The organism is Phreatobacter aquiterrae, assembly GCF_053471285.1.
In genome coordinates this window covers 52,724-66,857 of record NZ_JBJPHW010000013.1, presented here as the reverse complement: position 1 = coordinate 66,857, position 14,134 = coordinate 52,724, and the positions used below count along the sequence as shown (strand labels likewise).

The 14,134-nt window shown below is 66.3% G+C and carries 12 protein-coding genes; 4 read left to right on the top strand and 8 right to left on the bottom strand.

Annotated features, from left to right (window positions below; all coding sequences use genetic code 11):
* Positions 1 to 3: 3 nt before the first annotated feature.
* Positions 4 to 2,679 carry a DNA gyrase subunit A gene (gene gyrA / locus ACJ4V0_RS18185; RefSeq protein WP_448301077.1) on the bottom strand — a complete coding sequence of 892 codons (2,676 nt, stop codon included), beginning with the start codon at positions 2,677 to 2,679 and terminating at the stop codon, positions 4 to 6.
* A gap of 296 nt (positions 2,680 to 2,975) precedes the next feature.
* Between gyrA and ACJ4V0_RS18180 the strand changes: the two genes are divergently transcribed.
* Complete coding sequence (locus ACJ4V0_RS18180) at positions 2,976 to 3,605, top strand: MarC family protein (RefSeq protein ID WP_448301016.1); 630 nt, start codon at positions 2,976 to 2,978, stop codon at positions 3,603 to 3,605.
* A 5-nt stretch (positions 3,606 to 3,610) separates the two neighbouring features.
* Here ACJ4V0_RS18180 and ACJ4V0_RS18175 read toward each other — a convergent pair whose 3' ends face one another.
* The 3 genes from ACJ4V0_RS18175 to ssb form a co-directional block, all read right to left on the bottom strand.
* Positions 3,611 to 4,006 (bottom strand): DUF2306 domain-containing protein, encoded by a 396-nt coding sequence (locus ACJ4V0_RS18175; RefSeq protein ID WP_448301015.1) that lies wholly within the window; start codon positions 4,004 to 4,006, stop codon positions 3,611 to 3,613.
* 131 nt (positions 4,007 to 4,137) lie between these two features.
* On the bottom strand, positions 4,138 to 4,674 hold the full coding sequence (locus ACJ4V0_RS18170; protein ID WP_448301014.1) for a GNAT family N-acetyltransferase: 537 nt from the start codon (positions 4,672 to 4,674) through the stop codon (positions 4,138 to 4,140).
* Between the two features lie 12 nt (positions 4,675 to 4,686).
* The gene (ssb, locus tag ACJ4V0_RS18165) at positions 4,687 to 5,229 is read right to left on the bottom strand and encodes a single-stranded DNA-binding protein (protein ID WP_448301013.1); all 543 of its coding nucleotides are present in this window, start codon (positions 5,227 to 5,229) and stop codon (positions 4,687 to 4,689) included.
* Positions 5,230 to 5,642: 413 nt separating this feature from the next.
* Here ssb and uvrA point away from each other — a divergent pair, with 413 nt between their 5' ends.
* From uvrA to ACJ4V0_RS18150, 3 genes are all read left to right on the top strand, one after another.
* Positions 5,643 to 8,564: an excinuclease ABC subunit UvrA gene (gene uvrA / locus ACJ4V0_RS18160; protein WP_448301012.1), complete on the top strand. Its 2,922-nt coding sequence runs from the start codon at positions 5,643 to 5,645 to the stop codon at positions 8,562 to 8,564.
* Between the two features lie 65 nt (positions 8,565 to 8,629).
* Entirely contained in the window at positions 8,630 to 9,910 is a 1,281-nt protein-coding gene (locus tag ACJ4V0_RS18155; protein WP_448301011.1) for an MgtC/SapB family protein, read from the top strand.
* Positions 9,911 to 10,050: 140 nt separating this feature from the next.
* Positions 10,051 to 10,215: a DUF1127 domain-containing protein gene (locus ACJ4V0_RS18150; protein ID WP_448301010.1), complete on the top strand. Its 165-nt coding sequence runs from the start codon at positions 10,051 to 10,053 to the stop codon at positions 10,213 to 10,215.
* Between the two features lie 3 nt (positions 10,216 to 10,218).
* Here ACJ4V0_RS18150 and ACJ4V0_RS18145 read toward each other — a convergent pair whose 3' ends face one another.
* Genes ACJ4V0_RS18145 through secD form a run of 4 tightly spaced genes read right to left on the bottom strand, consistent with a single transcriptional unit; the run spans position 10,219 to position 14,109 of the window.
* Entirely contained in the window at positions 10,219 to 11,100 is an 882-nt protein-coding gene (locus tag ACJ4V0_RS18145; protein ID WP_448301009.1) for a phytoene/squalene synthase family protein, read from the bottom strand.
* Positions 11,101 to 11,104: 4 nt separating this feature from the next.
* Positions 11,105 to 11,503: an Mth938-like domain-containing protein gene (locus ACJ4V0_RS18140; protein ID WP_448301008.1), complete on the bottom strand. Its 399-nt coding sequence runs from the start codon at positions 11,501 to 11,503 to the stop codon at positions 11,105 to 11,107.
* Between the two features lies 1 nt (position 11,504).
* Entirely contained in the window at positions 11,505 to 12,467 is a 963-nt protein-coding gene (gene secF / locus ACJ4V0_RS18135; RefSeq protein WP_448301007.1) for a protein translocase subunit SecF, read from the bottom strand.
* Positions 12,468 to 12,492: 25 nt separating this feature from the next.
* Positions 12,493 to 14,109, bottom strand: coding sequence for a protein translocase subunit SecD (gene secD, locus ACJ4V0_RS18130; RefSeq protein ID WP_448301006.1), 1,617 nt, complete (start codon positions 14,107 to 14,109; stop codon positions 12,493 to 12,495).
* Positions 14,110 to 14,134 lie beyond the last annotated feature (25 nt).

The following is a 14,134-nucleotide window of genomic DNA, read 5'->3' as shown; positions in this document are numbered from 1 at the left end:
CGATCAGCTCTCGCCGCCGTCCTCCGGCAGATCTTCGCCCTCGACCGCCTCGTCATCCTCTCCCTCGTCGGAGATATGCTCGACGGAGACGACCTTCTCGGTCTCGTAGGTGTCGAAGACGATGACGCCCTGCGTGCCGCGCCCGGCGACGCGGATGCCTGCCACGGGGCAGCGGATGAGCTGGCCGCCGTCTGTAACCAGCATGATCTGGTCACGATCCTCGACGGGGAACGAGGCCACCAGGCGCCCGTTGCGCTCGTTCACCGCCATGGCGACGATGCCTTTGCCGCCGCGGCCGGTGATGCGGTACTCGAAGGACGAGGTGCGCTTGCCGTAGCCGTTCTCCGAGATGGTCAGCACGACCTGCTCGGCCGCCGACATCTCCGCGTAGCGTTCGGCGGGCAGTTCGCCGTTGCCTGCCGCCTCCTCGTCGTCGCCGACCTCCTCTCCCGTGCTCGCCTCGCCGGCAATGGCGCGGCGCATCTTCAGGTAGGCGGAACGCTCTTCCGACACCGCCTCGAAGTGGCGCAGGATGGCCATGGAGATGATGCGGTCATCCTCGGCCAGCGTGATGCCCCGAACGCCCATGGAGTCGCGGCCCTTGAAGACACGCACGTCGGGAACGGGGAAGCGGATGCACTGCCCGAGCGCGGTGGTGAGCAGCACGTCGTCGCCCTCGGTGCAGACGGCGACGCCGACGATCCCTTCGCCCTCGTCCAGCTTCATGGCGATCTTGCCGCCGCGGTTCACCTGGACGAAATCGGAAAGCTTGTTGCGCCTCACCGTGCCGCGGGTCGTGGCGAACATGGCGTCGAGATCGCCCCAGGTCGTCTCGTCTTCCGGCAGCGGCAGGATGGTGGTGATGCGCTCGTCCTGCTCGAGCGGGAGGATGTTGACGAAGGCCTTGCCGCGCGCCTGCGGGGCCGCCAGCGGCAGGCGCCAGACCTTCATCTTGTAGACCTGCCCCTTCGAGGAGAAGAACAGGATCGGCGTGTGCGTGTTGGCGACGAAGAGGCGGGTGACGAAATCCTCGTCCCTGGTCTGCATGCCGGAGCGGCCCTTGCCGCCGCGGCGCTGCGCCCGGTAGGTCGAGAGCGGCACGCGCTTGACGTAGCCGGCGTGCGACACGGTGACGACCATGTCCTCGCGGGCGATGAGGTCCTCGTCCTCGAACTCGCCGATGCCATCGACGATCTCCGTCTTGCGCGGCGTCGCGAACTCGTCGCGCACCGCCTTCAACTCGTCGGTGATGATCGAAAGGATGCGGGCGCGCGAGCGCAGGATGTCGAGATAGTCGAGAATCTCCTCCGACAGGGTCTTCAACTCGTCGCCGATCTCGTCGCGGCCTAGGGCGGTCAGGCGCCTCAGCGGCAGCTCGAGAATGGCGCGGGCCTGAACCTCGGAGAGACGATAGGTCTCGTCCTCATTGAGCGGATGGCGCGGATCGTCGACCAGGCGGATCAACGGCGCGATGTCGCGCGCGTCCCAGTCGCGGCCCATCAGGGCCTCACGGGCGGCGGCCGGATCGGGCGAGGTCCGGATGATGCGGATCATCTCGTCGATGTTGGCGACGGCGATGGCGAGTCCGCACAGCACGTGGGCGCGATCGCGCGCCTTGCCGAGCAGGAACTTGGTGCGTCGGGAGACCACCTCCTCGCGGAAGGCGATGAAGGTGACGATGAGGTCCTTGAGGTTCATCACCTCCGGACGGCCGCCGTTCAACGCCACGAAATTGCAGCCGAAGCTCTGCTGAAGGGCGGTGAAGCGAAACAGCTGGTTGAGCACGACGTCCGACACGGCGTCGCGCTTCAGCTCGATGACGATGCGCATGCCCTCGCGGTCGCTCTCGTCGCGGAATTCGGCAATGCCCTCGACGCGCTTTTCCCGCACCAGTTCGGCCAGGCGCTCCAGCATCTGCGCCTTGTTCACCTGATAGGGAATTTCGGTGACGATGATCGCCTCGCGCTCCTTGCGCACCGTCTCGATGGTGGCGCGCGCGCGCATCACGACCGAGCCGCGGCCGGTCAGATAGGCCTGACGGATGCCGGTCCGGCCGAGGATGAGGCCGGAGGTCGGAAAATCCGGCCCCGGCACGTAGTCCATCAACTCCTCGATCTCGATCTCGGGCTTGGCGATCGTCGCGATGCAGGCGTCGATGACCTCGCCGAGGTTGTGCGGCGGGATGTTGGTAGCCATACCCACGGCGATGCCGCCGCCGCCATTCACCAGGAGGTTGGGGAACTTGGCGGGAAGGACCTTCGGTTCGCGCTCGGAGTTGTCGTAATTGTCCTGGAAGTCGACGGTGGCCTTGTCGAGATCGGACACGAGCTGGTCGGCGATTTTCTCGAGGCGCACCTCGGTGTAGCGCATGGCCGCCGGGGGATCGCCGTCCACCGAGCCGAAATTGCCCTGCCCATCGATCAGTTCGACGCGCATGGAAAAGTCCTGCGCCATGCGGACCAGCGCGTCATAGACCGACTGGTCGCCGTGCGGATGATATTTACCGATGACGTCGCCGACGACGCGGGCCGACTTGCGGTAAGGCTTGTTCCACTCGTAGCCGTTCTCGTGCATCGAATAGAGGATGCGGCGATGTACCGGCTTCAGGCCGTCGCGCGCATCGGGAAGCGCGCGGCTGACGATGACGCTCATCGCGTAGTCGAGATAGGACCGCCGCATCTCGTCGGTGATCGAGATCGGCCGGATTTCGGTCGGGTCGGAGGGCTGGGAGCCCGCCGGCGTCTTGTCGTCGTCGTCTGCCAAGAGAACTCTTCCGGTGGGGCGGGCGAAAGGCACCCGCAGGACTGCGGCCCTTCTAGCCGATTCCGCCTGACATCTCCAACTCTCGCGACGATTTCGCGACAGAGAAATGTCCTTTGATTTCCGCAACTTGGCGACAGTCGTATCAGGCCTGTGGACGACGCAGGCCGCAAACGGCAACAATCCCCCGGTTCGAGAGGCGAAATGAGGGCCCCATGACCGTCGAGTTCCTGACCGGCGCCCTCGTCACGATGTTCGTTATCGTCGAGCCGATCGCCCTGGTGCCGATCTTCCTGGCGGTCACGCAGGGCTTCTCGGCGGCGCAGCGGCGGCAGGTCGCCTGGCGCGCCTGTCTCATCGCCTTCCTCATCCTGTCGGCCTGCGCCTTCTTCGGCGACTGGCTGCTGCGCAAGCTCGGCATCTCGCTGCCGGCCTTCCGCATCGCCGGCGGGCTGCTCGTCTTCTGGATCGCCTTCGAGATGGTGTTCGGGCTGCGGGCGAACCGCAAGAGCGAGACGGCGCGCGAGGCCATCGACAAGGAGCACATCGTCAACGTGGCGGCCTTCCCGATGGCCATCCCGCTTCTGGCCGGCCCCGGAGCCATCACCGCGACGCTGCTGCTGGCCGGACAGGCGGCCGGAAACACCGCCATGATGGCGACGCTGATCGCCGTGCTGGCCGTGGTCGTGCTCGTCTCCTGGCTCTGCCTCCACATGGCGGAGGCGGTGAACACGCTGCTCGGAACGCTCGGCAATGCCGTGGTCTCGCGGCTGCTCGGCATCATCCTCGCCGCGCTGGCCGTTCAGTTCGTCATGGACGGCGTACGCGCGGCTCTCAGAACCTGACGCCGTCAGTTGCCGAAGACCATCTGGAACATGATGCGTCCGGGAAGGAGGGTAAAGAGCCCTGCCCCCGCCCAACCGGCAGCGATCCCAACCATATGGCCGCGATGGGCCGTGATGCGCCCCAGCCGGCGCGCCCGGATGCCGAAATAAAGACTGACCAGCGTGAAGATGGACAGCGCATGGATCGGGCTGAAGGGGCCGATCAGCCGAAGGCCGTGGATCCAGAAGGACGAGACAGCCGTGACGGCCATGAGCACCACCCAGGCCCAGCCCAGCGAGCGGTGGCTTGGCCCCCTCTTCGGCCGCCAGAACTGGACCGCCGTCAGCGGGATGAGAGCAAGGGCGGCACACGCATGAAGCTGAACGACCAGGGGGGCGGCCAGAAGGGGAGCAAGCGTCATCGGTGCCTCATAATGAAATATGAAAGCAATTTACATTTACAATCTCGCCAGTCAAGCACAACTCGTCAGAGACGTTCGGCGGACGGGCCGCGCGGGCCGTAAGACTGACAAGAGAACGGATCGACGACCGTTCAACGAACCGCGGGATCGAGAAACGTCGGCCTCGTCCGGTTTGACCATTCCGGTCTGTGGATCGACATCAGAAACTGGTCGGCGCGCCGCCCGTCGGGGCGGCGCACAACCTGCCGCAGCACGCCCTCCTCGACGAAGCCGAGGCTGCGATAGACCCGCCTGGCGCGCGCATTGTCGGTGAACACCTCGAGGCACAGCCGGTGGCACGGCGTCTGCGCGAAGGTCCAGTCGAGGACCGCAGAGAGGAAGGCCCGACCCCGCCCCCTGCCCGGTTCGACCATGGCGATGCGCTGCAGTCCGACATTGCCGTGCGGATCGGCCAAGTCGCGCAGGATGGCGAATCCGGCAGGCCGACCCTCCTCCAGTGCGATCAGATAGGCGAAGTCATCGGACGTCATGGACGCGGTGTGGCGTTCAGCGCTCCAGCGGCCGATCAGCCCCGCGTGCTCGGGAATGCGCTCGGTCTCCACGATGAAGCCGAGATCGTCACCGACGGCGCGCCTGATCGCAATGCCGCCGGTCCTTTGCTGGTCCATCGGCCAGCCTGCTCAGAACGGGATCTCGTCATCGTCCATCGGACGGCCGCCCGCAGGCGCAGCGGACCGCCGCGGCGCTTCCGATCGCCCCGCGCCGGAGCGCCCCTCGATGGCCCCGCCACCGCCGCCAAAACCACCCGAGGCGCCGAAGCCATCATCCGCATAGTCGGACCCGCCGCCGCCCCCGCCACCACCGCCCCCGCCGCGGCTGTCGAGCAGGACCATCTCGCCGCGGAAGCGCTGCAGCACGACCTCGGTCGAATACTTCTCGACGCCGGACTGGTCGGTCCACTTGCGGGTCTGCAACTGGCCTTCGATGTAAACCTTGGAGCCCTTCTTAAGGTACTGCTCGGCCACCTTCGTCAGATTGTCGTTGAAGATCACGACCTGGTGCCACTCGGTGCGCTCCTTGCGCTCCCCGGAGGCCTTGTCGCGCCATGTTTCCGTGGTGGCAAGACGCAGGTTACACACCTGCTCGCCATTGTTCAGCCGTCGGATTTCGGGGTCGCGGCCCAGATTGCCGATCAGGATCACCTTGTTGACGCTGCCTGCCATCGTCGTTCTCCCTTCCCCGCAGCCTCAAGACCCGGGGCGCTTTGCGCTCACATCAGACCGACGCATCCCACGTTCATGGTCAGGCGTCACCGCAGGCGCCGCCATTTCCGCGAACTATCCCCAGTTTGCGATGACCCCGACAGGGCTCCGCCGATCCGCCTTGTTCCTTATTTGTTCTTGTCCACTATGGCAAGACCCGCTAGCCTTCCACGTAGATTCGCCATGCCCCTGTCGCCGGAAATCCGCGCACGGCTGCCATCCGGCAAAGCGGAGGTCTGGTTTTCCCCGGGCGTCGTTTCTACCTTGGGGGGAATGTCTGTGCCGGCGCGTCCTGCTGCCATGTCCCTGCCGTGATGACGCTTAAGCCTGATCCCGTCCCGCGCGCCGGTCCGGCCGCCCGAAAGCCTGTTGAGATGAGCGACCTGTTCGACAAGTTCAGCGACGACGTGCGCCGCCCGGATTCACGGTTCATTTCCGTGCGCGGCGCGCGCGAGCACAATCTCAAGAACGTCGACCTGACGATTCCGCGCGATTCACTGGTGGTTTTCACCGGCCTGTCGGGCTCCGGCAAGTCGTCGCTCGCCTTCGACACCATCTATGCCGAGGGCCAGCGCCGCTATGTCGAGAGCCTCTCGGCCTATGCCCGCCAGTTCCTCGAGATGATGCAGAAACCGGACGTCGACCAGATCGACGGCCTGTCGCCCGCCATTTCCATCGAGCAGAAGACCACCTCGAAGAATCCGCGCTCCACCGTCGGCACGGTGACAGAGATCTATGACTACATGAGGCTCTTGTGGGCGCGCGTCGGCGTGCCCTATTCGCCGGCCACCGGCCTGCCGATCGAGAGCCAGACGGTGAGCCAGATGGTCGACAAGACCCTGGCCCTGCCGGAGGGCTCACGCCTCTATCTGCTTGCGCCGGCGGTCCGCGGCCGCAAGGGCGAATATCGCAAGGAATTGGCGGACTGGCAGAAGAAGGGCTTCCAGCGCGTCAAGATCGACGGCGCCTTCTACGAGATCGCCGACGCCCCTGCCCTCGACAAGAAGCTCAAGCACGACATCGACGTGGTGGTGGACCGCATCGTCGTTCGCGCCGACATGGCGACGCGTCTCGCCGACAGCTTCGAGACCGCTCTGAAACTCGCCGATGGCATCGCCGTCATCGAGTTCGCCGACCAAAAGACCGAGAGCGGCGAACCCATGCGCGTGCTCCTCTCGGAGAAATTCGCCTGCCCCGTCTCCGGCTTCACCATTTCCGAGATCGAGCCGCGGCTCTTCTCTTTCAACAACCCTTTCGGCGCCTGCCCGGCCTGCGACGGCCTCGGCGTCGAACAGACGGTCGACCCCGACCTCGTCATCCCCGACAAGGAGCTGTCGCTGCGCAAGGGTGCGATCGGCCCCTGGGCACGTTCGACCTCACCCTTCTACACCCAGACCCTCGACGCCCTGTCGAAGCACTACAGCTTCTCGCTCACCGCGCCCTGGTCGAAGCTCCCCGAGAAGGCGAAACACGCCATCCTGTTCGGCACCGGCGACGAGACCGTCACGTTCCGCTATGACGACGGCCTCAGGTCCTACGAGACCACCAAGACCTTCGAGGGCGTCGTCCGCAACCTCGAGCGCCGGCTGAAGGAGACCGAGAGCGATTGGGCGCGCGAGGAAATCTCCCGCTATGTGTCCGACGTGCCCTGCAAGACCTGCTCGGGCTATCGCCTCAAGCCGGAGGCGCTCGCCGTCCGCGTCGGCGGCTGCCACATCGGCGCGATCTCGCAGATGTCGGTGCGCGGCGCGCGGCAATGGTTCGCCGACCTGCCGGAAAAGCTGAACGCCAAGCAGATCGAGATCGCGCAGCGCGTCCTCAAGGAAATCCGCGAACGCCTGCACTTCCTCGTCGATGTCGGCCTCGACTATCTCACCCTCGGCCGCAATTCCGGCACGCTGTCGGGCGGAGAAAGCCAGCGCATCCGTCTCGCCAGCCAGATCGGCTCCGGCCTGACCGGCGTGCTCTATGTGCTGGATGAACCGTCCATCGGCCTTCACCAGCGCGACAATGAGCGCCTGCTCGGCACGCTGAAGCGGCTACGCGACCTCGGCAATACGGTCATCGTCGTCGAGCACGACGAGGACGCCATCCTGCAGGCCGATCACGTGGTCGACGTCGGTCCGGGCGCCGGCATCCACGGCGGCAGGATCGTCGCCGAAGGCACGCCCGCCGAGATCATGGCCAATCCGGCGTCCCTCACCGGCAAGTACCTCACCGGCGAGATGGGAGTGCCGCTACCCAAGCGCCGCAAGCCGCAAAAGGGCCGGTCGATGAAGATCGTCGGCGCCCGCGGCAACAACCTGAAGAACGTCACGGTGGACATTCCGCTCGGCCTCTTCACCTGCATCACCGGCGTCTCCGGCGGCGGCAAGTCGACGCTGCTCATCGACACGCTCTATCTGGCCGTGGCCCGCAAGCTGAACGGTGCGAGCGAAGCCCCTGCCCCGCATGACCGGATCGAGGGCATCGAACATCTCGACAAGGTCATCGACATCGACCAGTCGCCCATCGGGCGCACGCCGCGATCCAACCCGGCGACCTACACCGGCGCCTTCACCCCGATCCGCGAATGGTTCGCCGGCCTGCCGGAGGCGAAGGCCCGCGGCTACGAGCCGGGACGCTTCTCCTTCAACGTCAAGGGCGGCCGCTGCGAGGCCTGCCAGGGCGATGGCGTCATCAAGATCGAGATGCACTTCCTGCCCGACGTCTATGTCACCTGCGACGTCTGCAAGGGCAAACGCTACAACCGCGAGACGCTGGAAGTGGTGTTCAAGGGCAAGTCGATCGCCGACGTGCTCGACATGACAGTCGACGAAGGCGTCGACTTCTTCAAAGCGGTGCCGCGCGTGCGCGACATCCTGAGGACCCTCTCCGAGGTCGGCCTCGGCTACATTCACGTCGGTCAGCAGGCGACGACGCTGTCGGGCGGCGAGGCCCAGCGCGTCAAGCTGTCGAAGGAACTGTCGCGCCGCGCCACCGGCCGCACCCTCTACATTCTCGACGAGCCGACCACCGGCCTGCACTTCCACGACGTCGCCAAGCTGCTGGAGGTCCTGCACGAACTGGTCAACCAAGGCAATTCCGTCGTGGTGATCGAGCACAATCTCGAGGTCATCAAGACCGCCGACTGGGTGATCGATATGGGCCCCGAGGGCGGCGACGGCGGCGGCGAGGTTGTGGCCGAGGGTCCACCGGAGGTCATCGCCAGGGAAAAGCGCAGCCATACCGGCCGGTTCCTGGCCGACGTGCTGGCGCGGCGCCCCCTGAAGGTGAAGGGTGAGGCGGCCGAATAGGCGAAGCCACATTCACCCTTGATGGCCGACGGACCTCGACCGATGCCCCTGACGGCTACCCCATCATGACCGAACTCGAACTCGCCCAGCGCCTCGGCGTCGCCATGGCTGTGGGGGCTCTCGTCGGCGCGGAGCGTCACTGGCGCGAGCGCGGCGAGGATGACGGCCAGCGAACCGCCGGGCTGCGCACCTACACGCTCGTCGGCATGTTCGGAGGCATCGCCGGCGCGCTCGAACTGGCGCTGCGGACCGGAGGTGCGAACGGCTGGCCCGGACTGCTCCTGGCCGGATTCTTCGTCGCCTTCGCCGCCGTCTTCGGCTTCTTCCAGTACCGCGAGCAGCAGGCGGAGAACACCTACAGCGTCACTTCCTCGATCGCCGCCATGGTGACCTTCGCGCTGGGGGCTCTCGCGGTTCTCGGCGACATGCGGATTGCAGGAGCGGCCGGGGTCGTGCTGGTGGCGATCCTCGCGGCACGCGAGGCGCTCCACCGCTTCGTCGAGGCGCTGACCTTTGCCGAGCTGCGCTCCGCGATCGTGCTCCTGGCAATGACCTTCGTCATCCTGCCCTTCGTGCCCGACAGTCCCGTCGGTCCTTTCGGCGGGATATCGCCAGCGCGGATCTGGACGCTCGCCATCCTCCTCGCGACCATCTCCTTCGTCGGATACGCCGCCGTCAAACTGCTCGGCGAAAGGCAGGGCGAACTGGTGGCCGGCGCGATCGGCGGCCTGTTGTCATCGACCGCGACGACGATCAGCAACGCACGTCGCGCCACCGCCGGCGGCGACACCGACACCCTCGTCGCTGGCGCTCTCGCCGCCGGACTCGTCTCCTACGCCCGCACCGCTCTTCTGGTCTTCGCACTGGCGCCGGCCCTGCTGCCCCGCGTCGGGGCGGCGCTCGCCGGCGGCGCCATCGTCCTCGGCGTTGCCGCCCTCGTCTTCTCCCGCCGCGATTCCGGTCAGCACGAGCCCCATGTCTCAGCCAATCCCTTCGATCTGATTCGCGTCTTCCAGCTCGCCATCCTGCTGGCCGCTATCGCCTTTGCGGCGCGGGCCGGCTCCACCTGGTTCGGCGAGGCCGGCGTCATCGTTGTCTCGGCGCTGGCGGGGCTGGGCGATGTCGATGCCCCAGTCATTACCGCCGCCGGTCTTGTGAACGGCGGCCTCTCGGCCGAGGCCGCCACGATTGCCATGCTGGTGGCGGTCGGCGCCAACACGCTGGCCAAGGCCGCCTATGGCCTGGTGCTGGGATCGACCCGCTTTGGCCTCGTCTTCGCCGGCGCCTCCGTCGCAGCCCTCGCCGCAGGCGCGGCATGCCTCGCGCTCGTCGCACACTTCGCCTGATCGAAAATCGTTAACGTCTACATGTGCCTATCGCATAGCTGCGGTGCACAATTTTCCATCTCGCAATTGCAGCATAATGACTATCTGAGAGGCAAGAAACTCAGGGACGAACGCCCGCATCCGTATCGGGACCGACCGCCATGATCTACCTGCTCAACGCCCTCATTGCCCGCTTCAAGGCACATCTGATCTACATCCGCACCCGCGAGGAGCTGACCCAGCTCGACGACCGGTCGCTGGCCGACCTCGGCTTCCAGCGCGGCGAGATCGAGTACATCGCCCGTAAGGTGGCTGACGCGGCCTGAGCGTCAGCCGCGCGCCGCCCGGCCGAACCGACGGGTCCAGCGCCACATCGCCCACTGCAGCCGCCACTGGGAGACATCCCGTGGCGGCGCGAACGGATCGAGCGCCGCGTCGAGGCGCGCCAGCCTCGCGAAGACCGTCGCGACGGGTGCGATGGCCGCCAGCACGACCGGATCGGCCTCGGCCGTCAGGCGATCCGCCGCCGCCAGATGCCGCCTCGTGACGTTGCGGAGAACGGACAGCGCCGCCCGGATCTGCGGACTGTCGCGCCTGGCGACGACATCCTCGCGGGTCGCGCCCTCGGCCGCCAGAACCTCCAGCGGAACGAACACCTGCCCGCGCGCCGCATGCAGCGCGAAGGCGCTCAGAAGTCCGGTGATCGCATAGGCGACGCCGGCATGACCGGCGAGATCGGCTGTTTTCGGGTCCCGCCCCTCGGCGAGGATCAGGGCCGCGATCTGCATCAGCGCCGAACTCGTCTCGCCGCAATAGCCTTCGAGGTCGGGAAGGCTCGGCATCGGATCATCGTAGAGATCGAACACCCTCGCATCGATGAGGGCGAGCAGGGGCTGCACCGACAGCCCGTGGCGGGACACCATGTCCACCATGGCGGCGGCCACGGGATGGGCCAAGATGTCGCCGCGCCCCTCGCCGGTGAGGACGTCGCGCCACCACTGCAACCTGACCTCGCCGGGCAACGGCTCGGAGATGCGCTCGCGGACCGAGGCGATCTCGAGATTGAAGGCGTAGAGCGCCATCAGGTCGGGGCGGCCCTCGGCGGGTGCAAACAGCCCCGCGAGCCATCGGTCCTTGTCGCCGGCACGGACCGCCTCATCGCAATGGGCATAGGCGGAAGCAAGCCGACCGGGGCGCGGCGGAACGGCCATGGCGTCACCCGATCGCGACCAGGGCCGCGGCCACCCGGCGCTTCTCGCCTAGCATGATGTTGTAGGTGCGCGCCGCAGCGCCGGTGGTCATCACGTCGATCCCGATGTCGGCCTCGCGCAGCACCCATCTGACACCGTCGGCCAGCGGATGGGGCACTTCACCCATCCCCATCAGGAGGACGTCGATATCGCGGCTTTCCGCCAGCACCAGGCGCAGCGCATCGGTATCGATCGCGTCGGCCTCCGTCACGGACCAGGCATGGATGCCGGACGGCAGGGCAAGGATCGATCCCCGGTGGCTCATGTCCGCGAAGCGGAAGCCGCCACGGCCATAGGCGTCGATGGCAAACCGTCCTGGAACGAAGCCGTCATGCAGGACCTTCGGGAGTTCGCCGCGCGGCACGTCAGGCTTTCGCCTTCGCCTCTGGCTGGCTTGCCTCTCCAGCCTGCGCCGGCGCTGGCGCCCCGAACCCACCCGTCCGCAATCCGAGATAGATGAGGATCGGAGCGGCGATGAAAATCGACGAATAGGTTCCCACGATCACACCGACCAGCATCGAGGCGGTGAAGCCCTGGATCACCTCGCCGCCGAAGAAATAGAGGCTGAGCAGCGCCAGGAACGTTGTTGTCGCAGTGATGGTCGTGCGCGAAAGGGTGGAGTTGATCGCCACATCGAGCAACTCGCCGGCCGGCAGGCGCTTGTGCTTGCGCATCATTTCCCGGATGCGGTCGAAGACGACCACGGTGTCGTTCAGCGAATAACCGATGATCGTCAGGATCGCGGCGATGGAGGTGATGTCGAAATCCGCGCGTGTCCAGACGTAGAAGGCGATCATCGCCGTGACGTCGTGGAGCGTCGCGATCATGGCTCCCAGAGCGAACTGCCACTCGAAGCGGAACCACAGGTAGATGAGCACGACGAAGATGGAGATGAGGACGCCGATCACGGAATACTGGACGAGTTCGGCGGACACGGTCGGCCCGACGACCTCTGTGCGTCGCACCTCGTAGTCGGCATCGATCGTGGCGCGCACGCGCCGCAGCGCCGCCTGCTGGCCGGGCTCACCGCCCGGCTGCTCGCCATAGCGCACCAGGACGAGATTGGGCCCGCCGAATTCCTGCAACTGGACATCGCCGACATTGGCGCCTTGCAGCCGTGCACGCAGGTCGGCGATATTCGCCGCCCCCTGCTTGGTCTGCAGTTCCACCAGCGTTCCGCCCTTGAAATCGATGCCGACGTTGAGGCCGAGAATCAGGAACCCGACGACGGTCGCGGCGGCAATGAAGGCCGACAGCGCGAAGGCATACGGCCGGAACCGCATGAACCCGAAATTGGTGTCGTCCGGAATCAGTCTGAGCAGGCGCACGGTCAAAGTCTCCCAGTCGCCCGGATCACATCGGAATCCGCGCCGGTTTGAACCAGCGCAGCCAGAACACGACAATGAAGCGCGTGAACGTGATCGCCGTGAACATGGTGGTGATAATGCCGAGCCCCAGTGTCAGGGCGAAGCCCTTGACCGGTCCTGTCCCGAGGAAGAACAGCACCATTGCGGTGAGCAGACCGGTGACGTTGGCGTCCATGATGGTCCCCAACGCCTTGCTGAAGCCGCCATCGATGGATGCGATGACGCTTCGCCCGCTTCGCACCTCCTCGCGGATACGCTCGAAGATCAGGACGTTCGAATCCACCGCCATGCCGACCGTCAGCACGATGCCCGCGATGCCCGGAAGCGTCAGCGTCGCACCGATCAGGCTGAGCAAGCCGAACATCATCGTCACGTTGACCAGAACGGCGATGTTGGCGAACAGCCCGAACAGGCCATAGGTGGCGAAGATGTAGACCAGCACGAAGATCGATCCGATGATCGCCGCCCGCGTGCCCGAGGTGATCGAATCCTGGCCGAGCGAAGCGCCGACCGTCCGCTCCTCGACGACGGTGAGCGGTGCGGGAAGCGCGCCGGCGCGAAGCAGCAGGGCGAGATTGGCCGAACTCTCCGCCGTGAACCGGCCGGAAATCTGGCCCGAGCCGCCCAGGATGGGCTCGCGGATCACCGGCGCCGAGACCACCTTGTTGTCGAGGATGATGGCGAAGGGCCGGTTGACGTTCTCGGTCGTCGCCTGGGCGAACTTGCGGCCGCCGGAGGCGTTGAAGCGGAAGTTCACCACCCATTCGGCCTGCTGCGCGTTGAAGGCGGCCTGCGCGTCGATCAGTTCCTCGCCCGACACGATGACGCGGCGCTGGATGACGTAGGGAACCTGCTGGACGACGCGGTTCCCCTCCTTGACCTCCTCGTAGAGGATGACGCTGTCCGCGGGGGGCCGGCCACCCAGCGCCTCCTGCGGCGACATCGACTGGTCGACGAGGCGGAACTCAAGCTTGGCGGTCTGGCCGAGAATGGTCTTCAGCCGTTGCGGGTCCTTCTCGCCGGGCACCTGCAGGAGGATGCGGTCGATACCCTGCCGCTGGATCACCGGCTCGGTCGTGCCGAGCTGGTCGATGCGCCGGCGCACCACCTCGATCGACTGCGTCACGGCGCGCGAGATCTTGTCGCGGATGCCGGCATCGGTCGCCGCCACGGCGAACGTGTCACCCTGGCGCGACACCTCGAAATCATACTGCCCGGAGGTCGAGAAGGCGCCGCCGATCATCTGCGGGAGCTTGCGCAACTCGGTCAGCGCCAGTTCGCCGTTCTGCCCGTCGCGCAGCCGGACGACGACAGCGTTGCCTTGGAAGCCGAGATTCTGGACCTGCAGGCGGGAGTCACGCATGACGCGACGCACGTCGTCGCGCAGGTTCTCCAGCATCGCGCGCCGCACCTCGTCCGAATCAACCTGCAGCATCAGGTGAACGCCACCCTGCAGATCGAGGCCGAGCGTCATGTGCGTGCGCAGCGCCCGCGGCAGCTTGTCCACCCATGACTGCGGCAGCACGTTCGGCACGGCCAGCAGCATGGTGGCGAGCACCGTCATCAGAACCAGGGTCGCCTTCCAGCGCGTGAAGCTCAGCATCGATCGGTCGTCCTCGGGGGCGGGC

What these genes read in the sequence shown, in the direction of transcription:
- uvrA (WP_448301012.1), top strand. Translation starts at nt 5,643, where the DNA reads ATGAGCGACCTGTTCGACAAGTTCAGCGACGACGTGCGCCGCCCGGAT.
- ACJ4V0_RS18145 (WP_448301009.1), bottom strand. Translation starts at nt 11,100, where the DNA reads ATGGCCGTTCCGCCGCGCCCCGGTCGGCTTGCTTCCGCCTATGCCCAT.
- ACJ4V0_RS18150 (WP_448301010.1), top strand. Translation starts at nt 10,051, where the DNA reads ATGATCTACCTGCTCAACGCCCTCATTGCCCGCTTCAAGGCACATCTG.
- ACJ4V0_RS18180 (WP_448301016.1), top strand. Translation starts at nt 2,976, where the DNA reads ATGACCGTCGAGTTCCTGACCGGCGCCCTCGTCACGATGTTCGTTATC.
- ACJ4V0_RS18175 (WP_448301015.1), bottom strand. Translation starts at nt 4,006, where the DNA reads ATGACGCTTGCTCCCCTTCTGGCCGCCCCCCTGGTCGTTCAGCTTCAT.
- ACJ4V0_RS18155 (WP_448301011.1), top strand. Translation starts at nt 8,630, where the DNA reads ATGACCGAACTCGAACTCGCCCAGCGCCTCGGCGTCGCCATGGCTGTG.
- ssb (WP_448301013.1), bottom strand. Translation starts at nt 5,229, where the DNA reads ATGGCAGGCAGCGTCAACAAGGTGATCCTGATCGGCAATCTGGGCCGC.
- secD (WP_448301006.1), bottom strand. Translation starts at nt 14,109, where the DNA reads ATGCTGAGCTTCACGCGCTGGAAGGCGACCCTGGTTCTGATGACGGTG.
- gyrA (WP_448301077.1), bottom strand. Translation starts at nt 2,679, where the DNA reads ATGCGGCGGTCCTATCTCGACTACGCGATGAGCGTCATCGTCAGCCGC.
- ACJ4V0_RS18170 (WP_448301014.1), bottom strand. Translation starts at nt 4,674, where the DNA reads ATGGACCAGCAAAGGACCGGCGGCATTGCGATCAGGCGCGCCGTCGGT.